Source organism: Paenibacillus lutrae, assembly GCF_009757775.1.
Taxonomy (GTDB): domain Bacteria; phylum Bacillota; class Bacilli; order Paenibacillales; family NBRC-103111; genus Paenibacillus_F; species Paenibacillus_F lutrae.
Window position 1 is genome coordinate 627,281 of sequence record NZ_RHLK01000003.1, and the last position, 26,433, is coordinate 653,713.

Genomic DNA, 26,433 nt, shown 5'->3' on the forward strand with positions numbered 1-26,433 from the left:
GAGTTTACCTGGTATTCTGACCGCCGCTCTCTTCGTTCATGCAAGGCAGGTACCACTCAATTGTTCCCAAACCAGAATCCGACTAAATATAGCGAGGAAAGGGTGAGGGAAAAGAAGCTGAACGGGATGCCTATGCGCAAATACTCCCGGAATGTAATGCCTCCGGGGCGGCCTAACGAACTGCCGAACGCCAGCAGACTGGACAGGGAACTTATGCAGGTAGCATTAGCACCCAGATGGGTTCCGGCCAGCAGGACGTACCATAGGCGGTCCGCGTGAGCCGCTCCCCCGGCCTGTAAAGCGCTTATCATTTCTCCTACAACCGGGATGGACACAGCTGTAAGGGCCAGACTGTCTGACACAGAAGCGCCTATTGCCGTCATCCAGAGTACCGACAGCGCCAGCCACTGTTCATCCCCGGGCATAGCTTTCATGATCCAGCCGGCGGCCCCGCCGATCACGCCGGACTGGATCAGCCCTCCCGCAATAATGAACCAGCCGGCGGTAGCGACCCACAAGGAAACGTTAAGATCCCCGAAACTTTTCTGCCGGGCCCATCGTTGTATTACTAGCAGAAGCAAGACTAGTGCTCCTGCGGCAGCTATGTGGGCAAGCCGGATTCCTACTACATGGGAGATAAAAAAGCCGCCGGCCATGAGCACAAACACGACAGCAGCGGGCTGCATCGCTTTGAGTCTTGCGCTTCCAGTCAGAACTGGCGGCGAAGAAACCGGCTCACGGATAATCCGGTCCCCCGCCTGCAGCGTGCGTGCGTATACGGCCCAGACCATCAGGTACGCAAGCACCAGCAGAAGCAGAGTAAGCGGACCCAGGACTAGCCAGGAACTCGCAAAGCTGAGTTCTCCGGCCGTCCCGATCAGCCTGCCCGGCATCGTGCCGATGATGGACAGGCTCCCGCCGAGGTTACAAGCCAGCATCATACCCGCCGTATACGGGGCCGAGGGGATTCCCCATGACTTGGCAAAAGCCAGCGTCAGGGGCAGAAGAGCCGCCATCGCCGCTGCGGCATCGAGTAAAGAAGCCCCGAGGGCAGAGAGCAGCATGATAACAGCCAGCATGCGGGACGGATGACCGCCGGTCAGACGATCACAACGCACCGCTGCCAATTGGAGCAATCCTGCCCTATCGAGCAGGGAAGCTGCAGCAGCCGCGCCAAGAGCAAGATAGAGCGCCTCCCACGGGATATAGTCCCGGATAGCGGATACCGGAGTGACGATGCCGCTTAGCAAGAGCAGAAGGGCACCGGCTGCCGGCAACAGGCTGCGGTATTTCACGCGCCGGATCATGCCGATAAGAACAGCGGCAAAGACCACTAGCGCCCAAGCGGCCTGCCAGGCAGGAGCTTGAACGGCTTCATGCATATAGGCAAAGCCCCCTTTCCTGCGCGTTTCGCACGAGCGGAATCTGTACTATTCTTATGAACATGCCCATAGAATAATGTTAGCGAAATGTTCTTAAGAATAGGAAGGGATGTGCATGAATCCGATGAATAAGGTTAACCAAGTCCGCTTGTCTTCGCCGTTCTTAACCGGGCTGCTCCATTCTTTGGGAGCTCTTGTGATCGGGACTCTTCTGACCTCGTTTATTTTGTGGTCAAGCTCTGCGCAGGAGTCATCTTTATCCACACTTGCATATATTACGCATGGGCTGTCAATTTTTATCGGAGGATGGGTATCCGGCAAGCGTGCCGGCCGTAAAGGCTGGTACTTCGGGGGAATGCTGGGACTGATTTACTCTGTCAGCGTATGGGTTGCCGGATTTCTTGCTTTCGACACGCCCTTCCAGCCGGGCACTATCCTGTTAGTCGGTTTAGCATTCGCTGCAGGAGCACTTGGAGGCATCATTGGCGTTAATTCCAGTAGCAAATGATGGGTCCCGCAAAACATACACCATCCTCCCCTAACTATGCTATAATAGCTTAGTTCATCTTCATACCTTTTCCATCTTTAGGGGGAAACTGCAATGTATCCGTTACAATCCATGACCCATGCAACCGTGTATATTGTTATTTCCATCTACTTTCTCCTTCTGGTGACTCTCCGGACGAATCCGTTCAACGCAGCAGGAGCATTTGTACAGGAAATTTTCACTAGACGGAAATACCTGCTGCATTTCGTAGCGGTCATGGCCATTCTGTTTTTTAACAAAATCGAATTATGGGTCGAAAGCCATATGAAATATACCGCCGATTTTACGCCAAAGGTATATGCGCTTGAAGGAAATTTTGTGGCTGCCTTTCAACAGTTTTTCCAGAATGATATCTTGACGATGGTAACCAGTATGTTCTATGTGGTAATCTTCCCGTGTTTAATGATTGCTTCGATCCTGATCTATACGTATCAGAAAAAACACCGGTTGTTCTACGCCCTGTGCTACACCGTTATGATCAACTACATCGTTGCGATTCCTTTCTATTTGTTCTTCCCGGTTCTCGAAGTCTGGGCGTTTCATCCCAAAGTTGACCTGCTCATTACACAAGCTTTTCCGGCTTTCGAATCCGAATATAGACCGCTGTCGGGCCTGGATAACTGCTTCCCGAGTCTCCACACGTCCATATCCGTTTCTATGGCGATTCTTGCCGCACATTCGGGCAACCGTTTCTGGAAATGGTTCTCGATCCTGTCCTGCTCGATCATCATCTTCGCTATCTTCTATCTGGGCATCCACTGGGTGACGGACATGTTCGGCGGAGTAATTCTGGGAACATTCGCGGCTCGTGTCGGAATCCGGATCAGTGAAGAAAGAACGGTACTAGGCGGGCTTCTCGTACAGCCGCGCAGATTAAAACAGCAAAAAGTAGGCGATTAGCTCCACAGACCTGATGGTACCGCATGAATTTGCGGGCAGCCGTCAGGTCTTTTTTTGTTCTGCCGCCAATGACAGCTAATATGACCAGGCTCTTCCAAGCTTCGTATGAAGGCAGGAAAGCACAAAAAAGCGAGTTCCAATTCCCTTAAAGGGCACTGGAACTCGCTTATCTTGCAAGAGGATCCTGTGCAGATCCTCTTATTTCTCTTCAACTGTGCTGGTGCTTACAACGGAGTTAACCGCGGAACGGTCAAACGTCATTTTAGTCGCATCATTGACGCGAAGCACAACCACATCGTCTGTAATTTCAACGATTGTACCGTGCAATCCGCCGATCGTTACGATTTTATCGTTCTTCTTCAGGTTGCCCAGCATCATATTGCGGGTCTTGGTACGCTTCTGCTGTGGACGGATCAGCAGGAAGTAAAGTACGAGAAACATCAGAATCAGCGGTAAGTACGTCATCAAACTTGCGTACGGATTACCTGCAGCTGCAGCGATTTCAAACATATTCATGTCCTCCTTAGGTTAAAATCCTTTGTCGTTGTCGTGAAGACCATACTTTGTAAAAAACTCGTCACGAAAATCGCCTAGACGGTCTTCGCGAATAGCTTGTCTGACACCCCTCATCAGTTCAAGCAGGAAATGCAGGTTGTGATACGTCGTGAGCCGGATTCCAAAGGTCTCATCCGCTTTGATCAAGTGGCGGATGTAGGCACGGCTGTAATTCGTGCACGTGTAGCAGCTGCACTCCGGATCCAGCGGGCCGAGGTCATCCGCGTGCTTCGCATTGCGGATAATCAGACGTCCTTGGCTGGTCATGACCGTACCATTGCGGGCAATCCGTGTAGGCAGGACACAATCGAACATATCCACGCCTCGAATAGCGCCTTCAATCAGCGCATCCGGGGATCCGACTCCCATCAGGTACCGCGGTTTGCTGGTCGGCAAGAGCGGCGTCGTACATTCCAGCATCTCGTACATGAGATGTTTAGGCTCGCCTACGCTTAATCCCCCAATAGCATACCCCGGGAAATCCATGGAAGTCAACTGCTCGGCGCTCTGCTTGCGCAAATCCGCGTACATGCCTCCCTGGACGATGGCGAACAGTCCTTGGTCCTGTGGACGCGCATGGCTTTGCAGGCAGCGCTCCGCCCAGCGTGTCGTCCTCTCCAGCGAGTCCTTCACGTATTCATACGTGGCCGGATAAGGCGGACATTCATCGAATGCCATCATAATATCCGAGCCCAGCGCATTCTGGATTTCCATCGCTTTCTCCGGCGAAATGAACAGCTTGTCCCCGTTGAGATGGGAACGGAACTGAACGCCTTCTTCTGTAATTTTACGCATGTTGCTCAAGCTAAATACCTGGAAGCCGCCGCTGTCCGTTAAGATCGGGCGATCCCAGTTCATAAACTTGTGGAGTCCCCCGGCTTTTTTGACCAGCTCATGACCGGGTCTTAAGAACAAATGGTACGTATTGCTCAGAATAATATGAGCATCCATCGCCTTCAGTTCTTCCGGACTCATGGTCTTGACTGTGGCCTGGGTCCCTACCGGCATAAAAGCCGGAGTCTCGATCGTGCCGTGCGGAGTGTGCACACGTCCCAGACGCGCGCCCGTCTGCTTGCAGGTCTTAATAGGTTCGTACGTAACTGCAGCCATAGTTGCCTTCCCTTCTCTAGTAAATAAACATTGCATCTCCGAAGCTGAAGAAGCGGTACTTCTCTTCAACGGCTTCGCGATAGGCATTCAGTACATTGTCACGCCCGGCCATTGCGCTGATCAGCATAAGCAGTGTGGACTTGGGCAAATGAAAATTCGTCAGCATGGCATCCACCAGCTGAAGCTCAACGCCCGGGTAGATAAAGATACTCGTCCATCCGCTGCTTGGCAGGATGTGCGGCTTGCCGGCGGCGCCGGCTGTCTCGGCAGCGGCATCCTTGCGCTCTCCCCCGGATGCCTGCGATTGACGGGCTGCCGTTTCGAGCGTCCGCGTCGATGTGGTCCCCACCGCTACTATACGTCCTCCGGCAGCTGTGGTTTCATTAATGAGATCAGCGGTCTCCTGCGGCAGCTCGTAATATTCCGCGTGCATCTCATGCTCCTCGATCGTCTCCGCGGAAACCGGACGGAATGTACCGAGTCCCACGTGCAGAGTCACGAAAGCAAGGCGAACGCCTTTATTCTTCAGTACCTCCAAGAAAGGCTCCGTAAAATGAAGCCCCGCCGTCGGAGCCGCAGCCGAACCCGCATGACGGGCGTAGACCGTCTGGTAACGCTCCTTCTCAGGAAGCTGCTCCTTGATGTACGGAGGCAGCGGCATTTCTCCCAGCTGATCCAGAACCTCATTGAAGATTCCTTCGTAACGGAAACGAACCGTTCTCGCTCCCATTTCGCCTTCGGCTTCGACAACTGCCGTCAGCGGAGCCTGGCTCCGGATTGCAGCTGAATCTTGCCCGTCAGCAGCCGTAAGCGCGGCGGCATCAACGCCGAACAGCAGCTCCGTTCCTTTGCGGATCCGTTTGCCGGGCCGGGCCAGCGCCTCCCAGCGGTCATCGCCCAGCTGCTTGAGGAGCAGCAGCTCGACTTTGGCACCGGTGTCCGCTTTTACGCCAAAAAGCCGGGCTGGAATTACCCGTGTGTCATTCATCACGAGCAAGTCCCCGGCTTGTAGATAATCGGCCAAATCTTCAAAAGTATGATGACCGACAGCGCCCGACTTCTTGTCAAGCGTCATCAGTCTGGATTGCGTCCGCTGCACAAGCGGAGTCTGTGCAATTAATTCTTCAGGCAGATGGTAATCAAATGCTTGTACGTCCATGTATGTCTCTCATTCCTTAGTGGTCCAAACTCCGCTATAGTAAGTTTGTAGAATTTCGGTGTAGGTCTTGCCTTGGTCCGCCAAGCCTCGTGCCCCCCACTGGGACATTCCGAGACCGTGCCCGTTCCCCGTCCCGCGGATGATATAGCGGGTATCCGAAGTAACGCTGCGCACCTGATTGTCCGCACCCATCACGAACAACTCAGTGCCGGCATTCTGCGGCTTCGTTTGTCCGGCAGCTAACACCTGAACAGAACCGGAACCGGCCGTCAGACTTTGGGTCGCCCCGTCCGCACCTTCTATAGTATACCTTCCCGATTCTTCAATTTCAAACAGCGTGCTGGGCAGTCCGCCCAGAACATTTCTTAAATCGTTCGGATATTTCACCTTCACCACGGAGCCGTTCGCTTTGAGTTCAATTGCACGGCCCGATGGCCCGCGTTTGCTGACTTCGAGAGAACGGAGCGGACCGTCCAGTTTCACGCCTGCGCTGGCCAGAAACTTCTCTAATTCCGTACGGTCATACATCCGGAACCATGAATACGAATTGGATTCCGTTACTTTCTCGAGCAGGGTAACACGTTCTTTATCTTTCAGCTGGGCAAAAGAAGGGCTGCTCGCATTGTCCGTGCTCGGAAGCGGACGAACGTTGACTCCGGCTTGCGTGGAAGCCGCAATTTCAAGACCCGCTTCGTTCTTCTCGCCAGTCTTCTTCAGATAGACCCCGCTAACATAACCTGTTTTGCCGCTTCCCAGCGAGATACGGTACCAGTCGGCTTTCCCTGCGGCTGCACCCGTGTCCGGACTATCCACGCTTTTGAGATAAGGAACTGCGTTCCCCCAGATTTCAGTCGCATCTGCCGTCTTACCGCCTGAATTCGAGGAGTAGAGCGGCTCTGAAATCAACCCTTTATCATTAACGAGAACCTCGCCCTGCGTTGCATCGACAGCCTGCTGTACAATTTTCACTTCGCGCTGCATGCCTTTGTAAGACTGGTCCGTTGTAGAATCGCTGAGATGTGCGATTCCGTATTTCATCCCCTGCTTAATCGCATAGGTGCGCGCGGCGACAGCTTGTGCCTTCAAGGCCTCCAATGGGAAGTTACCGTCCATTTCGGAACTGACAACGGAATACAAATAATGTTCAAAAGGCAATTCGTTAATGAGGGCGAATTTCCCGTTGTAACGGCTCACCTCCATGCTGCCGCGGTAAACACGGTCCGAACGTTCCTTCACGCCAATCGAAGATCCTCTGCTCTCGATCCACGTCTTCTGGGCTCCCGCTCCCGCCGCATAGTGCGGGATGGCCGTCTGATTCAGCGACACATCCGAGCGCTGAATCAGGTAAGGCTGCGCGGGATCGACAGGCGCGAGCGACGCTCCGGGCAGCTTGGCCTTAACTGCCGCCAGTGCCGCTTCGTCCGCTTCCGCGCCGACCCACACATGGTAAGCGGCTTGACCGCCGGCTCCCTGCGTAAGGACAACATCCGCATCAACGCCGGATTGTCCCAGCTGAGCCGCCTGCTTGGCTGCCTCTGCCTGAGAGGCAAATGTTCCAGCCGACCAGTGAAGCGGTCCGCTCAGAACAGCCTGGGCAGAGCCGGTCAGCTTCACTGCCTTATTCAGGGCTGCGGCCGCCGTTTCTTTGGCTGCGTAGCTGCCGTAATAAACGGAGTATGCCGCGGCTGCGCCTTTCGTCCGGCTAATAATATAGGCCCGGTCCGAAGGAGAGCTCTGCAGCTTGTCATAGGCTGCTTTGGCTTCTTTGTATTGGGCGGTTTCCAGCACACGTACGCCGTAACCGTCCAGTGATACACGCATCTGCGGGCTTCCTTCTACCGCCCAGTTCGTAACGGCAGCCGGCGTGCGTACGCCCAGATTGAAACCCTCCTCCGATGCAAGAGTAACCGCCTGTTCAGGAGAGCGGTAAGTCCCGTGTTCCATAAATAATCCGACGCGAATCTTATCGAGCTTGGGTACTGCTGCTTGAAGCGGAAGCGTAGACGCCCCCATCATTCCGGCTGCAAGCGCCAGTGTCAGCACAAAAGCCGTAACCAGTTTCCAGTTTAATCTTCTGTTCTTCATCCGGTGCAAACATTCCTTTCTGCTTAAGGGTCTGGGAAATGAAGCCAGTCGCCAACTCTAGTATTCTATCAACTATTAGACGCAGCTTTCAATGATAAGTTGTGTGAAAGGCAGCATTGGGCCCTGATAACGATCCTACTTTTTATATCGGCAGCGAAGCCTGCCGCGGCAATAGGTCTTGGGTAACGAATAAAAAGCCAGCCGTTAAATCCGGCTGACTTCACTTGAATAACTTACCAGATACCCCTTCCGGCTGAAAAGAAATTCATCACTGGCCGGCTTAACGATCACGGTCACCTTCCGGTTTACCCGCAATTTCAACAAACTGCCGGGCAAGTTCCTTCAAATCCGCATACTTGCTTTCGGCGATCAGCTTTTTATCAAGCAGACTGCCGCCCAGTCCGATCCCGGTTACGCCGGCATCCAGGAAACTGCGGGCATTAGACAAATGAATGCCCCCTGTGGCGATAATCGGAACGTCCGCAAGCGGTCCTTTCACATCTTTGATATAGGACGCTCCCAGAGCCCCTGCCGGGAACAGCTTGACTGCCTTCGCCCCTGCCTTAAGAGCACGGACCATCTCACTCGGTGTAAAAACACCCGGCCATACGTCCAGGCCGTTCCTCACGCCATATTCCACGATTTCCTCATCGAGGTGAGGAGAAATCAGAAATTGGGCGCCAGCCTCAACGGCCTTTTGTGCGGTAGCGAGATCCAGAATAGTGCCGGCTCCAATGTAAGCGTCTTGGCCGTAGCGTTCTCTCCAGCGGCTGATACTTGCTGCCGCGCCTGCACTGTCCATCGTCACCTCCAGAAGAGGAATCCCGCCTTCGATCAGAGCCTCAGCCGCCTGATCTGCCTTATCTTCCGGAATTTGACGAAGAATAGCGATCAACTTGTGCTTCCGTACAACCTCGAGCATTTCCATGTTATTTTCTCTCCTTTATCTATTAAATGTCTGCGATCCTCCCGAATTACCCGTTTGTTGACCAGGAACTATTGTAAGGTAACCGTTATGCGAGCGGGAGGTCCTTTTGCAACTTAAACTTACGTCAAGATCCCTGAAAGAACAGCTTCATTAATAGGAGCAGAATATAGGGATCAAAAAGAAGAATTTAAAATCGTTCACATATACGAACTTCGTTCATAAAATACTTTAAAAAAGGCGGCTTCTAACCCTTAGGGAAAAAGCCGATCGTGACGATAGCCTAATCTTCTGGATACATCCAGTGCCGCCTCCGTCAAATAATTGGCGCACACTTCTATTCTCGAATCCGTCATCCGCCGCAGCAGACCCGCTACACTCATCGCAGCTGCCGGCCGGTCAGACGCATCGAAAACAGGGACGGCCAGACAAAAAATATCAAGCTCGTTCTCCTCGTCATCAATAGAGTACCCCCGTTTCCGGGTAGCTTCGAGTTCGGCCAGCAGATCTTCCATATTCCCGATACTCTTGGGAGTGCGCTGCACAAACTCTTTACCGCCGATCAGCTCTCTGACTTTGGCATCCGGATAAGCAGCCAGCATCGCTTTGCCGAGGCCCGTCGTATGCATAGGACTTCGCGTGCCGAGTGTTGCAGTCGTCCGGACGGAAGAAGGTGCTTCCATCTTATCCAGATAAACAATCTCACCACTGGACTCGATCGCCAGAAAAGCGGTTTCACCTGTCCGCACCATCAAAGACTCCAAATAAGGCCGGGCTTCTTTGTGCAAATCCGTATTAAATAAATAAGCAGCGCCGACTTCAAAAAGCCTAAGTCCCAGCTTATAGGTCTTGAGCTGCGGGTTGGTTTCAAGAAATCCCCGTTCCACCATGGTGTTAAGCAGTTCGAATGTGCTGCTCTTGGGCATCTCCAATTCCCTGCCGATCTGGGAAATCGTCAGCGGCTCATCCTTCTCGGACAGCAGAACTAAGATATCCATCACTCGTGCGGCAGACTTATTAATCTTCGTGTTTTCCATAGGGGTCCCCCGTTGTTCATATATGCGAACGTCGTTCGCAAATAACACACTTTCATCATATAGGTTCGGATCAATACTTGTCAAATCGTATTCACCTGTAAAAAACGTACAGACCTGCGCCTCTTGGCGCCTGATCTGTACGTTTTTAAGTACCGTTAAGTTCTATCCCTGCTCCGGAATCGGAAGTCCCAAGTGAGTATACGCTTGGTTCGTGACCATCCGTCCCCGGGGCGTCCGCTGGAGGAAGCCGATCTGGAGCAGATAAGGCTCGTAGACATCCTCAATCGTCTGGCTTTCTTCCCCGATGGTGGCCGCGATCGTATCCAAGCCGACCGGGCCTCCGCGGAACGAAGTAATGATTGCGCGCAGCATTTTGTGATCGACCTCATCGAGTCCGAGGTCATCGACTTGTATATGCTTAAGCGCTGCACGCGCCAGTTCTACCGTGATGATCCCGTCACCCTTTACCTGCGCAAAATCCCTTACCCGCTTCAGCAGCCGGTTGGCGATCCTCGGCGTTCCCCGGGATCGCATCCCGATCTCGCGGGAAGCATCGCCGATGATCTGTACCTGCAGAATATCGCAGGTACGGCTGACGATGTAAGACAGCTCATCGACGGTGTAGAATTCAAGCCGCGAGATCACCCCGAAGCGGTCCCGCAGCGGCGCGGACAGCAGCCCGGCACGGGTTGTCGCGCCGATCAGCGTGAAAGGCGGCAGATCCAGCCGCACCGAACGCGCGCTCGGCCCCTTGCCGATAATAATATCGAGCGCAAAATCCTCCATCGCCGGATACAGCACTTCCTCCACGGTCCGGTGGAGGCGGTGAATCTCGTCGATGAAGAGCACGTCTCCCTGCTGCAGATTCGTCAGAATCGCAGCAAGGTCACCCGGCCGCTCGATGGCCGGACCGCTCGTCGTGCGGATATTAACGCCAAGCTCATTGGCGATAATGTTCGAGAGCGTTGTTTTGCCGAGGCCCGGAGGCCCGTAAAGCAGTACATGATCCAGGGCTTCGCTTCGCATCTTAGCCGCTTCGATATATATCTTGAGATTCTCCTTCGCCTGCGTCTGTCCGATGTACTCGGCCAGATAACGGGGGCGCAGGCTGAATTCGACGACTTCGTCTTCCATCATTAAATTCGCGGAAATAATCCGGTCTTCCATGGCAACCTCCCTCAAAACCTACAGTTGAAACAATGCCTGCAGAGCTTGTTTCATAATCACATCGGCAGGATCCGAATCTTTGATTTTGGGCTGAATCCGGGCCCATGCACGGTCTGCTTCCGCATCCGTATAGCCGAGCGCGAGCAGACCTTGTTTGACTTCGCCCCATACGCCCTGCGCGCCAACCTCATCCTGAGGATCAATCAGTCCGAAGGAAACCGCCAGATCATGGTCGGTGACCGTCAGCTTGCCGAGCTTTTCTTTGAGATCAAAAATAAGGCGCTGGGCCGTCTTCTTGCCAATGCCGGGAAGCTTCGTCAGGAAAGCAATATTCTCCTGCTGGATAGCCGCGACGACCGTTTCGGGTTTGCCGCCGGCTAAGATGCCGAGCGCTACTTTGGGGCCGATTCCGCTCACATCGATCAACTGCCGGAACAATACCTGTTCTTCCCGTGTGGGGAAACCGAACAGCAAATGAGCGTCTTCACGCACATGATAGTGTGTATACAGCGTGACGTCTACCTCTTCTTTCGTTCCAAACACATAAGGATTCGAGCAGAATACCCGGTACCCTACGCCATGAACGTCTACAACCACATATTCCGGCTCGCGTGCCGCTATCTTGCCTCTTAAGAAATCTATCATCGTTTTGTAACCTCTTTTATTTTATCTTGAAGGGTAGAAGAATGTGCGTGACAAATCGCAACTGCGAGCGCATCCGCCACATCATCCGGTTTGGGGATAGCCGATAATTTGAGAAACATCCGCACCATCTCCTGCACTTGGATTTTCTCCGCCTTCCCATAGCCTACTACAGCCTGTTTAACCTGAAGAGGCGTATATTCCCCTACAGGAATCCCCCGTTGTACAGCCGCAAGTATGACAACTCCCCTTGCTTGACCGACCGTGAAAGCCGTCGTGACATTGCGGTTAAAAAACAGCTTCTCTATCCCCATAGCATCGGGCTTATATTTGTCTAAAAGCTGGCATGTCGCATCATAAACCTGCTTAAGGCGCAGCCCCGGATCTGTATGAGCTTCCGTCTGGATGCAGCCGTATTGAACAGGGGTCAGTTTACTGCCGATTTTATCAATGAAGCCAAAACCGACAATAGCAATCCCCGGATCGATCCCAAGTATGCGCAAAACGTAATCTCTCCCATCGCATGCCCGTTTTAAAAAGCGAACATATGTATCAATTTTATTATAGCAAATTCAGAGGCAAAGGGATATCGGCAATTTTTTGAGGGGTTGAATGAAGCTCTCTGCAGCCTGATACATAATGCGTGCCATGCACTTTCTGCCAAATAAAAGACTTGGTGTGCCTGTATCAATTTACATAATTTACCTTATGTGTTAAAAAGAAATGAGAGGGTCAAACTTCCGTTGGTTTTGATAGCATCTATGTCGCTCCCACTCCGTTTTTATAAATATCGAACAGGGGTTGATAAGCAGGTGAAAAGAAAAAAAATCCTAGTACTTTCACTTACACTTGTCCTTGCAGCTTGTGCAGCAGCGGGCTCCATAGCCTATGACGGTTTAAAATCCAAACCGTTCTTAAGCGGATTAAAAACACAGCTGGCACCCAGTAAAAAAGAAACTTCCGACCCCCTCGTGCAAGTTGGGGATTACACAATTTCGAAAGTAGATTTAGAAAATTACAAAGCCATAAAAAAATCGGCAGCTTCAATGTTCGGGCAGCAGCTAACTGATCATATAGATGAAAATCTTTTGCTTAAAGAAATAGTGATGGAGAAGGTGATCTTAGCAGAAGCGAAGAAACAGCAAGTAACGGTAAGTTTGGAAGAAGGAAAACAAGAGGCTGAAAGACTCAAACAACTCCTCTCGCAGCAGCCAGCCGATGTTCAAGCCGTGCAGAAACAACTTATTGACACTTATGGTGTATCGGAAGAAAAATATTGGAACGAAATAGCTCCAAAACAGTACCAGGAACTTCTCATTAATCAAAAGCTCATCAAAAAGTGGATAGAAAATAAAATATTGACTCAATTAACGGATACTAACCAGCAGGAAACGTTCTCTCAGACCTTAGAAGCTCATAAAGAGAAATTGTATCAAGAGGCCTTAACAGATTATGTGACAGTCAAAGATGACCGCTATTCTCTGAAATGACAAACAAGCAAGCTGACAATTCCTCACGGAGCTGCCGGCTTGCTTTTTTTGGGTAGATTTTATACGACTTGGTGTGTTCCCGGGTTAGTATTTAGGCGATATGACTTTCTCGGTCTCCTGAATGGCATAATCACTGAACGTGGACAAGACGCTGTTGAATTCAGCAACATCCGACACCCGGATTCCTTCGTGAAGCTGCTTGACTGTTTCCTGCGGCAGACTGCTTTCCAAGTATTCAATATTCAGCTGGAAGAACGTCCGAATGACTTTATCGTTGGCCGGAAGGCCGTCGAACAGGGACAGATTCCCGCTTTCATCCAATCCAAAATAGGCATTTTGCTTACATTTAGGAGAGAGGTCGTCAATATGCTGCGTAAAAAACACGGCCCCGCCGGAGTCCAGATTCACAGCCCAGCCCGGATGCGTCCGGTGAATGTCTGCGATTTCTTGAGCCGTCTTCATCCCCAGTTCCTCCTGCTCCTCCCCGCATACATAAGTCCGCTGAATAAAGGCGGGACGTTTCCCCCCCTCCGCTTCGATCAGCTGGAGCACATGCTCCTGCTCTTCTTTTAAAGCATTGTCTATTTCAGGCGTGAATACAGACTGCACCGGTACGCTTGCTTTTCTATAAATCGTTATGGGGGAGTCGTAAAGAACCAGATAACATGCAGTTCCAGCCAGCAATAAAAAGGTACTAAAAATCAGCCGTTTACGCTTAAGACGGAGTTTTTTCTTCAGCTGCTTGAGCAGGTTGTAAACCATTACGGCATCCCCTTCTATCCTCGGTTTTCCCTTATTGTTTCCCGGGAAAAATAGGCTTATACATGTATTGCCATCTGCACGCGGCTCAGCCCATTGTATAAACGGATTCCGGCAGGAAAAAGAGGGAGATGCCATAAAAAAAGTCCCCGCTCGCTTCCGTGGACGGATAGCTGGCAGGGAATTCAAATAGCTGGCGGAATCTTGCGATCCCATCAAGACCTGACACACGAAGCCATCGTGGCATAAACGTGAATTACACGTTCATCCAGGGCAAGTTAATGCCGGTTTCGACTTTATCCGCTTTTTTGACGGATTTGCGGACAACCGCACGCATAGTCGTTCTAGCAGGCTTCGCTTTTTTCGAACCTTTAATTCTCGCATTTTTCCCGGCTGAACCTGAAGCCTCCGCCTCTACACCTTCTCCTTCATTCTCGATCAAGTGAAGACGGGCTTCCGCATTCTCCGCACCCTCGCCTGCTTCGGCAAGCGAACTCAGCCGATCGGCTGCTTCCTCTCCCTCCCGATCCATCATGACAGGATATGCCGGCTGCGGGTATGGCGCATACGGATGTACAGCGTCCTGCGGCTGCATCATGCCATAAGGCCCCGGTGCCGCGGGCGGGCATATAGACTGCCAATCCGGCTGGCCGTAGGTAGTGAAGGGCGTCAGCTGCTGGGTTGAGACCTGCTGAAAGCCGGGGCCCGGCTGGTGGACCGGAAAGGGCGCGTTCCCCTGCCATGCTTGTGCTTTTTTGGCTCCGCCGCAACCGCAGCCGCAGTCCTTCTTCCCCACCGTATGAGGGAACGGCTGCTGGGTGAACGGTGCCTGAATGAAAGGCTGCGGCAGGCTGGGCGGCTGCTCTGCATGTGGTTGACCGTACGGAGTCGGTGCATATGGCTGCTCCGCCTGTCCTTGGCCGTACGGTGCCTGCGCGAAGGTCTGCGGCGCGCTGAACGGCTGCTCTACCGGCACTTGGCCGTACGGTGCTTGCGCGAATGACTGCGGCGCGCTGAACGGCTGCTCCGCTTGCACCTGGCCGTACGGTGCCTGAGCGAATGACTGCGGCGCGCTATACGCCTGCTCTGCTTGCATCTGGCCGTACGGCGCCTGCGTGAATGACTGCGACGCGCTGAACGGCTGCTCTACCGGCACTTGGCCGTATGGCGCTTGCGTGAATGACTGCGATGGACTGAACGGCTGCTCTGCCTGCATCTGGCCGTACGGCGCTTGCGTGAATGACTGCGGCGCGCTGAACGGCTGCTCCACCGGCACTTGGCCGTACGGCGCCTGCGTGAATAACTGCGGCGCGCTGAACGGCTGCTCCGCTTGCACCTGGCCGTACGGTGCCTGCGCGAATGACTGCGGCGCGCTGAACGGCTGCTCTACCGGCACTTGGCCGTATGGCGCTTGCGTGAATGACTGCGGTGCGCTGAACGACTGATCTGCCTGCACTTGGCCGTACGGCGCTTGCGTGAATGATTGCGGTGCGCTGAACGGCTGCTCCGCTTGCACCTGGCTGTACGGAGCCTGCGTGAATGACTGCGGCGCGCTATACGCCTGCTCTGCATACTGCGGCACAGCGCATGGCTGCTGCGGCACGTTGGAGGATTCTCCATGTGCATAGGAATGAGGCAGTCCGGTCGTATAAGGAGTGCTAAGATTCACTTCTGGCGCACCTGTACCTACCCCATGCAGACCCTGCTGGGTTCCGTACCATGGCTGCGAAGGCAGCCCGCCCGACTGATGCTGGGCTATATTCGCGCCTTCCTGGAACTGGTAAGGCACTCCTTCCGGAATTTCCACTTCCGGATATGGATCCGAGGGTCCCTCGCCCCAGCTGCCAGGCGCAGCAAATGCCCCGTAAGGCACAGCGGTTTCCTGACAGCAAGGATCGTGATCGGGTTTCCCAAAGTGGCCTCCGGACAGCGGCTCCTGCTCCTGCCAAGGGTGAAGCACATGATGTTGTCCGTGTCCGTATGCATGGGCGCCTCCAACAGATGCCGGTGACGGGAATGGCGCATACGGAGGGCAAGGCTGAATCATAGGCAGAGATTCTTCGCAGCCTTCCGAAACTTGCTGAATCTGAACATTCTGCTCGTAATGCGAATAAGTGACATAGGGAGGAGGGCAAGGCTCCTCCTTCTCTACCGGCACATAAATCTGCTGCTGCGGAGGAGCTGCGGGAATTTGAGGGAGCTGCATAGGCGGCAGCTCTATTTTCGGCAGCTCTATTTTCGGCAGCTCAATCTGCGGCAGCTGATACTGAGGCACTTCAGGCTGCACAGGCGGAAGCGGCTGCACCTGAGGCTGAGGTGCCGGTTCCGGCTCCAACTCCATTTGCACCTCAAGCTTTACTTCCGGAAGCGGAATGACTATTTCCGCTTCTTCTTTCTCAGGCTGCGGCGGTGTCTCGACCTGCTCCGGAGCAGGCGCTGGCGCGGCCGGAGGCAGCGGAGCGGTGTTTTTCTTGCCTGGAATACTGCCTCCGCCTCCTGTGCCTGTATGACTCCCTTCCGTACTGCCTGAGCCGCCTGTTTGGCCTGGGTGCCCCGTGTTTTGTCCCTTTTTGGGGATATACACAATTTCTCCCGTCATCAGCACACTCGGATTCTTCAACTGGGCATTGGCCTCGATAATTTCCTTGAGGGGTATGCCCCATGCTTTGGACAGCTTCCAGAGTGTATCGCCCTGCTGGACAATGTGCTTGACCGCATGCTCCGGTACGGGATGCTGCGGTTTCGTCGGTACACTCGGAATTTTCACCTTGTCACCGACCTGGATAACTTCAGGATTGGCAATTTGGGGATTCGCTTCGATCAGTTTCTGCAGATCAACTTTGTACTTTTCTGCGATTTTATACAGGGAATCCCCCTTCTTGACCATATGGATTTTCAACGGGTGTTACCTCCTTCTTCTAAGTACGTTTCGGTCTTCCCCAATCCGAATGAACATTACATCTTATGCGCGCCCCTGGGCATTTGACATCCCCGCCGCACAAAAAAACTTTCGGAACTTCCTGCGGACAGGCGCAAAAGCATGCAAGGAAGGAACGTGGAAAAGCCCGCTGCCATGGAATAGATCTCCCAAGATAACGGGCCTAACTTTTATCCTATTCGGCTAAGAATGATTTCAGCTCTGTTTCACCTTTATTTGTATACGCTAAAGACATCGGTGCAAATGCACTGCTAGGATAGAGAGGAATTCCCCTCATGGCGCTGGACCTCATAGTTATAACTTGGATAACAGCCCAGTACACGGACTTGACAACCGATTGCTTCTATCTCTTCAAAAGCGGCACGGACCAGTACAGAATCCTTAGAGCCCTCTACATCCATATAAAAATAATACTTGCCCAGTTTACGCTTCGTCGGGCGAGATTCCAGACGTGACAAGTTAATCCGGCGCCATGCAAAAGCAGACAGCGCTTGGTGGAGAGCGCCCGGATAATCGTCGGGAGGCGTGACCAGTATAGTCGTTTTCATCTTACCGGCGGAAGCGAATTCGATTTCGTCCCGGCCGATTAGAATAAAGCGGGTCGAGTTGTCCGGGTTGTCCTGAATTTGGGAAGCCAGGACACCCATCTCATACATGCCCGCCGCATTCATCGTTCCGATGGCCACTACGTTCGGATCGCCGAGTTCGCGGACGAGACGGACGCTTTCACCATTGGAGCCCATCAGCTCGATCTCGGCCTGCGGCAGATAAGTACGCAGAAATCTGCGGCACTGGGCCAGAGCGACCGTATGGGAGAATACTTTGGTTATCTTCGACCATGAGGCTGGAGGAACCAGCTTCAGCTCCCCGCTCTCCAGTCTTTCCAGGGGTGTTTCGTTGGAAGACACGGAGGCTTCAGCAGTGATCGACGGCAAACCGATCAGGTTCATATCAATTGGATAGACCCATTCTGCGCGCATCGGCAGATCCACTTCATGAACCAGCCAATCAATATGCAGGGTAACGGAACCCTCGATCGTATTCTCAATCGGGATCACGCTGTAGTCTGTCTCGCCCGAAGCAGTAGCCAGGAAGACATCTGAAATCAGCTTGAAAGGTACATATTCATAATCGGTTGTGCCCAGAAAATGATGAACACTCTCTTCCGAGAACGTTCCCGGCCCCAGCATAGCGATACGCTTCTTCCGCATGGTTATTCCGCTCCTTCCACGAATTGTTCGAAGGCGGGTTCCCCGCCCTGCATCGTCCAGACCCGAACTCCTTCTCCCGACGGCTTCAGCCACCGTGTATCGGCTTCGATTCCCTCTGCAAGGAAAGTCTTCCGGAGGAATGTCTCCAGTTCCTCCTTGCGGCCTTCCTGAGCGTCTGCGAACGCGATCAGCGTCGGGCCCGCTCCGCTCAGCGCCGCACCCAGCGCGCCATGATCCGCAGCTTCGCGCAGCACCTTCTCCATGCCGGGCACCAGGGCCGCGCGATACGGCTGGTGCAAGGCGTCCTTCATGGCATGACGGATCATGCCGAGATCACCTGCGGCCAGCGCAGCCACCAGCACAGCCGTGTGGCCGATGTTATAGACGGCATCCTTCATCGGCACCTCGGAAGGCAGCACGCCCCGCGCATGCTCCGTGGAGAGCTGGAAGGCCGGTACGGCGACCAGCGCCTCCAGCCGCTCGTGCGGCTCGATGCGGATATGCTTCGCTTCGCTGCCGTCCCAATAGGCGGCGATGATGCCGCCGAACAGCGACGCGCCCACGTTGTCCGGGTGCTTCTCCAGGCTGGACGCGAGCCGGAAAAGCTCCTCCGGCGGGAGAGCGGCGCCGCTCAGCGCATTGGCGGCAGCCAATGCGCCGACAATGGCCGAAGCGCTGCTGCCGAGTCCGCGCGTCAGCGGAATCTCACTGTCCATGCGGATGTTCAGCTCCGGCATGCTTATTCCCGCTTCATCATAGAGCATACGGGCGACTTTGTAGATCAAATTGGTCTTGTCGGTCGGAATTCCCTGCATGTTGGTGCCGAGCAGCTCGATTTGTGTCTGCTCCGCAGCGGCCATCTCAATCCGGGCGTATAAATTGAGCGCCATCCCCAGCGCATCAAATCCCGGACCCAGATTAGCCGTACTTGCCGGAACGCGGACGCGAACAGCACCCGCCGGCATTAGCGGTTCACCTGTTCAAGCCGGCGGATGGCATCCATAACCGCCGCTTCCGAATCTTCGACAACCAGAGGATCCCCTTTCACGCTTTGAATCGCATTGTGAGGGTCCTTGAGACCATTGCCGGTCAGCACGCAGACGACGGATTGGCCCTTCTGGAAGTGACCTTCCTTCTTCAGCTTGATGACGCCAGCCAGCGATGCCGCAGAAGCCGGCTCAGCGAAGATCCCTTCTAGCGAAGCCAGCTTCCGGTAAGCAGCCAGAATTTCTTCGTCCGTGACGTAATTGATCTGCCCTCCGGACTCGTTCGCCGCGTTAACCGCTCCGCTCCAGCTGGCCGGATTACCGATGCGGATAGCCGTCGCAACCGTCTCCGGATTAAGAATCGGCTCGCCTTTGACGATCGCCATCGCGCCTTCCGCTTCGAAACCGATCATTTTCGGCAGCGATGCGGAGTTGCCTGCCGCCTGATATTCCTTGAAGCCTTTCCAGTAAGCGGTGATGTTACCCGCATTCCCTACCGGGATAGCCAGGTAATCCGGCGCATGGCCGAGCTGGTCGCACACTTCAAAAGCGGCCGTCTTCTGTCCTTCGATCCGGTACGGATTCACGGAGTTCACGAGTGTAATCGGCTGCTTGGCCGTAATTTCCCGGACAATCTCAAGCGCACGGTCGAAGTTGCCTTCGATGGCGATGACTTTCGCGCCGTAAATGATAGCTTGGGCAAGTTTGCCCAGCGCAATATTGTTGTTCGGAATCAGCACGATGCAGTTGAGTCCCCCGCGTGCAGCATATGCGGCTGCGGCTGCCGAGGTGTTACCTGTAGACGCGCACATAATGGTATTGCTGCCTTCTTCCATTGCCTTGGCGACAGCCATTACCATGCCGCGGTCTTTAAAAGAACCCGTCGGATTCAGACCTTCATATTTGACATACAGGTCAAGTCCCAGCTCCTCCGACAATTTCTCCGCGCGGATTAGCGGTGTGTTCCCTTCGTGCAGAGTAAGCATCGGGGTCTGATCTGTGATTGGCAGGTACGATTTATATTGATGCAGCAAGCCCATATATCTCATATTCGTTACGGCCTCTTTTCTAAATAGTTAAATTGATTCGGAGTCGGTTTTCCGATTCCTTTCATACAGCTGGCACGCTATCAGCAAAGGAGTCCCGCAGCAAGTAGCAGGATCTCCATGATCCGGTTCCTGTCAGCCTTCTACCCGGTAGACGCTTTTGATGGTCTGGATAACATCTAGGCGGTCGAATTCAGCGAGTACGTCGTTCATCCTGGCCTGATTGGCATCATGCGTGATAATGATGATTTCCGCTTTAGGATTCGTCTCATTGGGATGCTGGAAGACCGACTCCAGACTCACCTCATGCTTGGCGAAAATTTGGGTGATCTGCGCCAGAACGCCCGCCTTATCCTCCACATGGAGCAGAACAAAATATTTCGAAGAAATCTGCTCGGCTGCCGCCAGTTTCTTCACCCGGTACGGCGCGGAACCGCGCTGCCCGTTCACGCCCAGGTTCATGTTGCGCACAACCGCAACCAGATCCGCTACGATGGAAGTGGCCGTAGGCATCTCGCCTGCGCCAGGTCCGTAGAACATCGTCTCGCCGACAGCTTCCCCGTATACATAAACCGCATTAAACACGCCGTTGACAGAAGCAAGCGGATGGGAGGTTTTGACCATAGTGGGCTCGACGGATACGGAGATTAGATCGTCGCTCCGCTCTGCTATTCCCAGCAGCTTAACCTCGTAACCGAGTTTTTTGCCGTATTGGATATCTTCCTTGCTCACTTTGGAAATGCCGCGTACCTTGACATCGGCAAGCGCAACTTCCGAATGGAAGCCCAGCGTCGACAAGATGGTCATCTTGCGCGCCGCATCCAGTCCTTCCACATCGGACGTAGGGTCCGATTCTGCGTAGCCGAGTCCTTGCGCTTCTTTGAGTACATCCGCATAAGCCGCGCCTTCTTGGCTCATTTTGCTCAGAATATAATTCGTCGTTCCGTTCACAATCCCCATGATCTTCGTAATCCGGTCGGAGGAGAAGCCTTCGATCAGCGTACGGATAATCGGGATTCCGCCGGCCACGCTTGCTTCATAGAATACATCGCAGCCTTTTTCAGCCGCTTTCGCCAGAATTTCCGGGCCATGCAGAGCCATCAGATCCTTATTGGCCGTCACAACATGCTTGCCCTGCTCCAGGGCTTCCAGAATATAACCCTTCGTCTGCTCCACGCCGCCCATCACTTCGACGACAACGTCAATCTCCGGATTGCGGATGATATCATCCGGCTGATCCGTCATTTTATCCGGGTCAATCGGTACGGCACGCAGCTTGCTGACATCCTGAACCAGTACTTTTTCTACGATAATCGAAGAGCCTGTCTGTCTTTCCAAATCCTCGCTGTGCCCTTCGACAATTCTAACTACACCCGTACCTACCGTTCCTAGTCCTAATAATCCTATTTTAATCGGTTTCATCCTGTATCCTGCCTCCTGTATGCCGTCTGATTTTTTAACATTCCGTTGGTTACATTGAACTTCCTTGCCCGATAACAGCGGCTCTTTTGACCCCGTCCTGCGATTCAATCAGTGTAAGCAGTTCTTTGGCTTTATCGCCCATTAGCGAAGTCTCGACTGAGATCACTACGTTAGCCATACCCTGAAGCGGAATACTCTGATTGATCGTCAGCACGTTGCCTTCCTGCCCCGCAATCAGACCGAGTACTTTCGACAAAATGCCTGAACGGTGTTCCAAATCCATCGAGATCGTCACAATCCGTTCCTTATCGAGCTTATTAAGAGGAAAGACGCCATCTTTGTACTTATAGAAAGCACTCCGGCTCAGCCCTACTTGTTCGACCGCTTCGTGAATGGTCCTTACTTCTCCCCGGGCCAGCAATTCTTTAGCCTGTACGGTTTTGAGAATGCCTTCCGGTAAAATCTGCTCGTTGACGAGATAAAAGCCGGACTCGCTAATATATGTCTGTTTAGGCTCCACAGAAAGTCCGTCCTTTCCAGAAAGACGTTTGTTCTTCTATAGAGGACATTATACTTCAAGTCGTCAAAATTCGGCAATAGGAAAATCACCCGTACCGGGTAACAAGTTGTGAAAGATATTCATAATGCGTTGGGCGCGAGAATGGATTTTCATGGAACAGCATGGCGCATATCGGCTCCACCCAGCCGTTTGCGCACCTTTTCAACCGTATGGTAAGCTAAATTCAGCAAGGGAGGCGTACGCGAAGATGATTACTCTGAGATTGATATCGGCCGCGCTGCTTTTCAATTCCCACGGGGACCTGCTTATGATGAAAAGATCCATGAACCGCACGCTCTCCCCGGGTATGTGGGCTGCGGTGGGCGGACATCTGGAGGCCTGCGAAATGGCCCTGCCCCGTGCAGCGTGCCTGCGGGAAATCGAAGAAGAAACCGGTATTGCGGAGCATGAGATATCCGGTTTGCGCTTACAGTACATTCTGATGCGGTTAAAAGAGCAAGAGATCCGGCAGCAGTTTATTTATATCGGACAGACCGATAGGAATCCGCGGATTACGACGACCGAAGGAGATCTTCATTGGATTCCGCGCCATGAAATCATGAACCGCAAACTCCCTTTTATTTTCCATTTTGCGCTCGACCATTATTTAGTTCATGGGGATACCCCTCACCCCTGGGTCGGAACTTCAACAAGGGACAAGAACGGAGACCCCTCAGTAAGCTGGACTCCGCTGCTTGATCCCAATCTTGTCTAGTCCTTTTACAGACGTATCTTATATAGAAGCGAATACATCTATGCCATGCCTGTTATTCCTGAAAGGAAGGGATTCATTTGTTAAGCGTTTCAACTCTCCATGGCAGACAGCGTCTCTTCTTCGAAACGGGCGCCACCAAGCCGCTTCAATACCGCCTGGATCAGCTCAGTAAGCTGAAAGACATGATCAAGCGCAGCGAAGACTCTATTATTGAGGCGCTGAGGCAAGATTTGGGCAAATCCGATTTTGAAGCTTATGCAACCGAAATCGGGATTCTATTAGAAGAAATTAATCATGTCAGCAAAAATCTCCGCCGCTGGAGCAAACCCCAGCGTGTCCGCACACCGATTACGCACTTCGGTTCCAAAAGCCGTATTTATGCCGAGCCTTATGGCGTCACACTTATTATTGCACCGTGGAACTATCCGTTTCAGCTGGCACTGGCACCGCTGATCGGAGCGATATCAGCAGGAAACTGCGCCATCTTGAAACCTTCCGAGCTGGCGCCGCATACTTCCGCGCTTCTTGCCCGCCTATTGTCGGCGACTTTCGACGACCACTATATTGCTGTCGTAGAGGGCGGAGTCGAGACTAGCAACGAACTGCTTGCCGTTGATTTTGATAAAATCTTCTTTACCGGCAGTGTGAATGTCGGGCGCATGGTGATGGAAGCCGCCGCTAAGCATCTGACTCCCGTTACTCTTGAACTCGGCGGCAAAAGCCCTTGTATCGTTCATGAGGATGCGAATCTGAAGCATGCGGCCAAACGAATCGTCTGGGGCAAGTTCCTCAACGCAGGCCAGACCTGTATCGCGCCGGACTACTTATATGTACACGAAAGTGTAAAGGAACAGCTGGTCGAGCAAATGAAAGTGTTCGTTGCCGACTTTTTCAAAGACCCGCTGGCAGCGGACAGCGGCTATGCGAAGATCATTAACGAGAAGCACTTCAACCGTCTCCTGGGGCTTATGAAGTCCGGGCACCTTATCTATGGCGGACAAACGGACGAGAGCGCCCACCGGATCGCGCCTGCCTTCCTGGACGCCGTAAATTGGGACGAACCTGTCATGCAGGAGGAAATCTTCGGCCCCATTCTGCCCATCCTTTCATACGGGGATCTGGGCGAAGCCATCCGGGAGATCAATGCGCGGCCCAAGCCGCTGGCCCTGTATGTGTTCTCCGAATCGAAGAATGTGCAGCGGCGTGTCATTGATTCCGTTTCATTCGGCGGGGGCTGCATCAACGACACGATTATGCATATTGCGAGCCCTTATCTGCCTTTCGGCGGTGTGGGTGAAAGCGGAATGGGCGGATACCACGGCAAAGGGAGCTTCGATGCTTTCTCTCACCGTAAAAGCGTGCTGAAACAAACGAGCCGCTTCGACCTTCCCTTCCGTTATCCCAATGCAAAGAACGCTTTAAAACGGCTCAGAAGCGTATATAAATAGCCCCTAAGGGCATTTACGGCCACCCCGATATGCTCGCAAGCAAAAAAAAGATCCTCTGTCCGCTTACTCCTGGGACAGGGGATCTTCTTGTATTTTAAGATTTTTCGACAAACTCAAATTCATAATCGTTCAACCGGATCGTCTGGCCGTCAACAGCGCCCTTGTCACGGAGCGCCTTGTCGATCCCCATATTCCGGAGAATACGTGCAAAACGCATCACGCTTTCTTCGGTCGTAAAATTCGTCCGCTTCATCAATTTCTCGATACTTGGACTCTCTACGACAAAAACGTCATTCTCACGCCGGATTACAAAGTCGTTCTCGAACTCCGACTTCTTCTTCTCCAGACGATACACCTTGCGCTCTTCGACCTGCTCGACTTCCTCAATAAGCGGAGCGTCCGGAATAGCATCGAGCATATCCGCAACGCGGTACAGAAGAGGCTTAATACCCTCTCGCGTCACAGCGGACAGCGGGAAGATTTCGACCGTCTTACCGTCTTTAGCAAGCTTGTCGCGGAATGCTGCCAAATTCTCCTCCGCTTCCGGGATATCCATTTTGTTAGCAACGATAACTTGTGGACGATCTTCCAGCTTCGCATTATAGAGTTTAATTTCTTCATTGATTTTCATCCAGTCGTCATATGGATCACGGCCTTCGATTCCCGCCATATCTACCACGTGCACGATAATGCGCGTCCGCTCGACGTGGCGCAGAAACTCGTGTCCGAGACCTATGCCTTGGCTGGCGCCTTCGATCAAACCGGGTAAATCGGCCATCACGAAGTTCCGGCCTTCACCCAGATCAACTACACCCAGATTCGGAGTAATCGTTGTGAAATGATACGCTCCGATCTTAGGCGTAGCAGCGGATACGACAGACAGCAGGGTCGATTTACCCACGCTCGGGAAGCCCACCAGACCAACATCCGCCATCACTTTCAGCTCGAGAACAACCCAGCGTTCTTGTCCTTCTTCGCCGTTCTCGGCGATTTCAGGAGCTGTGTTCTTCGCTGTAGCGAAGCGCATGTTGCCACGGCCGCCGCGGCCGCCTTTGGCTACGACAACTTCCTGTCCGTGACGGGTCAAATCCGCTATGATTTCTTGTGTATCGTCATTAACTACAAGCGTGCCTGGAGGCACACGGACAACCATGTCGTCCGCATTAGCGCCATGCTGGCATTTATTGCGGCCTTTTTCGCCGCGTTTGGCTTTAAAGTGCTTCTGATAACGGAAATCAACGAGGGTACGGAGACCTTCATCGACCCGGAAAATAACGTCGCCGCCATCTCCGCCGTCACCGCCGCCGGGACCGCCTTCAGGTACATACTTCTCACGCCTGAACGCAACCAATCCGTCGCCGCCGTCGCCGCCTTTGACATAAATTTTCGCTTTATCTACAAACATGTGCATCACACCTCAACTGATGTCTGGTAAGGCAGCCGCAGGGCGAAGGCCGCCTCCTGTTCCTGATAGTCACTCTGTTCCACAACCGCGCTGACCGACCTGCCTGCTCCGGAGCGGACAACATGCTCCAGTGCTGCTTGAAGTTCTTGGCGGGCGTAAACTCCCTGATAAACAAAATCGAGCAGCAGTGAATCCTCTTCAGAAACAATCTGCATATTCAGAACACTGCCTTCTTCATTTTCCCCTGCGGAAGCTTGTTTGAAACCTTCAATTAATTCGGGAATGAGTCTGCAGACAGCCTCACTATTAAGGTTGAGCTGCCTGAGATTCACTTCCTTCTCAAGTTCGACTTCGAGCTGCATATGCTTGGCGCCTGTCCTGCATGAGAGCAAGAACACGATCAGGGCCGGGTCACCCAGCTTGGCCAAGTGACTCTCATCCTGCAGTTTCCCCATGATATTGGACATGACAGCGTGGAGATGATCGTATTTCTTCAACTGGATGTACCCAAGCAACACCTGAATATCATTCATCCAATCGTGACGGAGATGATTAATCATATGAAGCATCTTTTGCTGGGCAAGCAGATTCTCCTGTTGACGCTTCTCCTCTGCTGCGAGCTCCGCCATGCGCTTCTGTAAAGTCCATACCGCCATCCCGCATACCGCTATCATTACCGCCAGAGCAAGCCGGTATAGGGCCCCCATCGGCACAACAGCCAGCACTGTCAATCCAAGCAGGCCTAGACCCGCCAGCATCCACGTACCGTTCTTCATTTACGCATACGCTCCGTTTCTAACATTCCGTTAGCACATTATACCATCTCCGGCTGCAAAACTCATCCGGCGCAGCGGACTAAACAGTCGCATATGTATCTGAAGAGCCCGATAAAAGCAAGAAAGCCCCAGCAAACATTACGTCGCCAGGGCTGTTCATGCATGAATC

24 protein-coding genes are annotated in these 26,433 nt (G+C 53.1%); 5 read left to right on the top strand and 19 right to left on the bottom strand.

Annotated features, from left to right (window positions below):
• Positions 1-56: 56 nt before the first annotated feature.
• Positions 57-1,382, bottom strand: coding sequence for an SLC13 family permease (locus EDM21_RS08890; RefSeq protein ID WP_157334716.1), 1,326 nt, complete (start codon positions 1,380-1,382; stop codon positions 57-59).
• Between the two features lie 115 nt (positions 1,383-1,497).
• Here EDM21_RS08890 and EDM21_RS08895 point away from each other — a divergent pair, with 115 nt between their 5' ends.
• Both EDM21_RS08895 and EDM21_RS08900 read left to right on the top strand, forming a co-directional pair.
• A complete protein-coding gene (locus tag EDM21_RS08895) occupies positions 1,498-1,890 on the top strand; it encodes a TIGR04086 family membrane protein (protein ID WP_157334718.1) in 393 nt (130 codons plus the stop codon).
• Positions 1,891-1,983: 93 nt separating this feature from the next.
• Positions 1,984-2,829, top strand: coding sequence for a phosphatase PAP2 family protein (locus tag EDM21_RS08900; protein ID WP_157334720.1), 846 nt, complete (start codon positions 1,984-1,986; stop codon positions 2,827-2,829).
• Positions 2,830-3,027: 198 nt separating this feature from the next.
• On the opposite strand, the gene yajC is transcribed toward EDM21_RS08900, so the two are convergent.
• From yajC to ruvC, 9 genes are all read right to left on the bottom strand, one after another.
• Complete coding sequence (gene yajC, locus EDM21_RS08905; protein ID WP_157334723.1) at positions 3,028-3,339, bottom strand: preprotein translocase subunit YajC; 312 nt, start codon at positions 3,337-3,339, stop codon at positions 3,028-3,030.
• An 18-nt stretch (positions 3,340-3,357) separates the two neighbouring features.
• Positions 3,358-4,494, bottom strand: a complete 1,137-nt coding sequence (gene tgt, locus EDM21_RS08910; protein ID WP_157334724.1) for a tRNA guanosine(34) transglycosylase Tgt — start codon at positions 4,492-4,494, stop codon at positions 3,358-3,360.
• Positions 4,495-4,510: 16 nt separating this feature from the next.
• A complete protein-coding gene (queA, locus tag EDM21_RS08915; protein WP_157334726.1) occupies positions 4,511-5,653 on the bottom strand; it encodes a tRNA preQ1(34) S-adenosylmethionine ribosyltransferase-isomerase QueA in 1,143 nt (380 codons plus the stop codon).
• A 9-nt stretch (positions 5,654-5,662) separates the two neighbouring features.
• The gene (locus tag EDM21_RS08920; RefSeq protein WP_157334728.1) at positions 5,663-7,738 is read right to left on the bottom strand and encodes a SpoIID/LytB domain-containing protein; all 2,076 of its coding nucleotides are present in this window, start codon (positions 7,736-7,738) and stop codon (positions 5,663-5,665) included.
• 280 nt (positions 7,739-8,018) lie between these two features.
• Positions 8,019-8,666: a bifunctional 4-hydroxy-2-oxoglutarate aldolase/2-dehydro-3-deoxy-phosphogluconate aldolase gene (locus EDM21_RS08925; RefSeq protein WP_157334730.1), complete on the bottom strand. Its 648-nt coding sequence runs from the start codon at positions 8,664-8,666 to the stop codon at positions 8,019-8,021.
• Positions 8,667-8,917: 251 nt separating this feature from the next.
• The gene (locus tag EDM21_RS08930; protein WP_157334732.1) at positions 8,918-9,700 is read right to left on the bottom strand and encodes an IclR family transcriptional regulator; all 783 of its coding nucleotides are present in this window, start codon (positions 9,698-9,700) and stop codon (positions 8,918-8,920) included.
• A gap of 162 nt (positions 9,701-9,862) precedes the next feature.
• Complete coding sequence (gene ruvB, locus EDM21_RS08935; protein WP_157334733.1) at positions 9,863-10,867, bottom strand: Holliday junction branch migration DNA helicase RuvB; 1,005 nt, start codon at positions 10,865-10,867, stop codon at positions 9,863-9,865.
• Positions 10,868-10,885: 18 nt separating this feature from the next.
• On the bottom strand, positions 10,886-11,512 hold the full coding sequence (gene ruvA, locus EDM21_RS08940; RefSeq protein ID WP_157334735.1) for a Holliday junction branch migration protein RuvA: 627 nt from the start codon (positions 11,510-11,512) through the stop codon (positions 10,886-10,888).
• Positions 11,509-12,012, bottom strand: a complete 504-nt coding sequence (ruvC, locus tag EDM21_RS08945) for a crossover junction endodeoxyribonuclease RuvC (RefSeq protein WP_068774168.1) — start codon at positions 12,010-12,012, stop codon at positions 11,509-11,511. Before ruvC ends, ruvA begins: the two co-directional genes overlap by 4 nt.
• Before the next feature lie 309 nt (positions 12,013-12,321).
• Here ruvC and EDM21_RS08950 point away from each other — a divergent pair, with 309 nt between their 5' ends.
• Positions 12,322-12,999 carry a hypothetical protein gene (locus tag EDM21_RS08950; RefSeq protein ID WP_157334737.1) on the top strand — a complete coding sequence of 226 codons (678 nt, stop codon included), beginning with the start codon at positions 12,322-12,324 and terminating at the stop codon, positions 12,997-12,999.
• Positions 13,000-13,083: 84 nt separating this feature from the next.
• On the opposite strand, the gene EDM21_RS08955 is transcribed toward EDM21_RS08950, so the two are convergent.
• From EDM21_RS08955 to EDM21_RS08985, 7 genes are all read right to left on the bottom strand, one after another.
• Positions 13,084-13,761: a BofC C-terminal domain-containing protein gene (locus EDM21_RS08955; RefSeq protein WP_157334739.1), complete on the bottom strand. Its 678-nt coding sequence runs from the start codon at positions 13,759-13,761 to the stop codon at positions 13,084-13,086.
• A gap of 253 nt (positions 13,762-14,014) precedes the next feature.
• Positions 14,015-16,657, bottom strand: coding sequence for a LysM peptidoglycan-binding domain-containing protein (locus tag EDM21_RS08960; RefSeq protein ID WP_157334741.1), 2,643 nt, complete (start codon positions 16,655-16,657; stop codon positions 14,015-14,017).
• Between the two features lie 290 nt (positions 16,658-16,947).
• On the bottom strand, positions 16,948-17,907 hold the full coding sequence (locus tag EDM21_RS08965) for a prephenate dehydratase (RefSeq protein WP_157334743.1): 960 nt from the start codon (positions 17,905-17,907) through the stop codon (positions 16,948-16,950).
• A 2-nt stretch (positions 17,908-17,909) separates the two neighbouring features.
• A complete protein-coding gene (thrB, locus tag EDM21_RS08970; RefSeq protein WP_157334745.1) occupies positions 17,910-18,872 on the bottom strand; it encodes a homoserine kinase in 963 nt (320 codons plus the stop codon).
• Entirely contained in the window at positions 18,872-19,942 is a 1,071-nt protein-coding gene (thrC, locus tag EDM21_RS08975; protein ID WP_157334747.1) for a threonine synthase, read from the bottom strand. The genes thrB and thrC overlap by 1 nt, the downstream gene beginning before the upstream one ends.
• A 132-nt stretch (positions 19,943-20,074) precedes the next feature.
• The gene (locus tag EDM21_RS08980; RefSeq protein ID WP_157334749.1) at positions 20,075-21,361 is read right to left on the bottom strand and encodes a homoserine dehydrogenase; all 1,287 of its coding nucleotides are present in this window, start codon (positions 21,359-21,361) and stop codon (positions 20,075-20,077) included.
• Between the two features lie 49 nt (positions 21,362-21,410).
• Positions 21,411-21,881, bottom strand: coding sequence for an ACT domain-containing protein (locus tag EDM21_RS08985; RefSeq protein WP_166541906.1), 471 nt, complete (start codon positions 21,879-21,881; stop codon positions 21,411-21,413).
• Positions 21,882-22,128: 247 nt separating this feature from the next.
• Here EDM21_RS08985 and EDM21_RS08990 point away from each other — a divergent pair, with 247 nt between their 5' ends.
• Positions 22,129-22,635 (top strand): NUDIX domain-containing protein, encoded by a 507-nt coding sequence (locus tag EDM21_RS08990; RefSeq protein WP_157334751.1) that lies wholly within the window; start codon positions 22,129-22,131, stop codon positions 22,633-22,635.
• A gap of 77 nt (positions 22,636-22,712) precedes the next feature.
• Positions 22,713-24,083: an aldehyde dehydrogenase gene (locus EDM21_RS08995; RefSeq protein WP_157334753.1), complete on the top strand. Its 1,371-nt coding sequence runs from the start codon at positions 22,713-22,715 to the stop codon at positions 24,081-24,083.
• A 94-nt stretch (positions 24,084-24,177) separates the two neighbouring features.
• On the opposite strand, the gene obgE is transcribed toward EDM21_RS08995, so the two are convergent.
• Both obgE and EDM21_RS09005 read right to left on the bottom strand, forming a co-directional pair.
• On the bottom strand, positions 24,178-25,488 hold the full coding sequence (gene obgE / locus EDM21_RS09000; protein ID WP_157334755.1) for a GTPase ObgE: 1,311 nt from the start codon (positions 25,486-25,488) through the stop codon (positions 24,178-24,180).
• A gap of 5 nt (positions 25,489-25,493) precedes the next feature.
• Complete coding sequence (locus EDM21_RS09005; RefSeq protein ID WP_157334757.1) at positions 25,494-26,264, bottom strand: Spo0B domain-containing protein; 771 nt, start codon at positions 26,262-26,264, stop codon at positions 25,494-25,496.
• Positions 26,265-26,433: the final 169 nt, after the last annotated feature.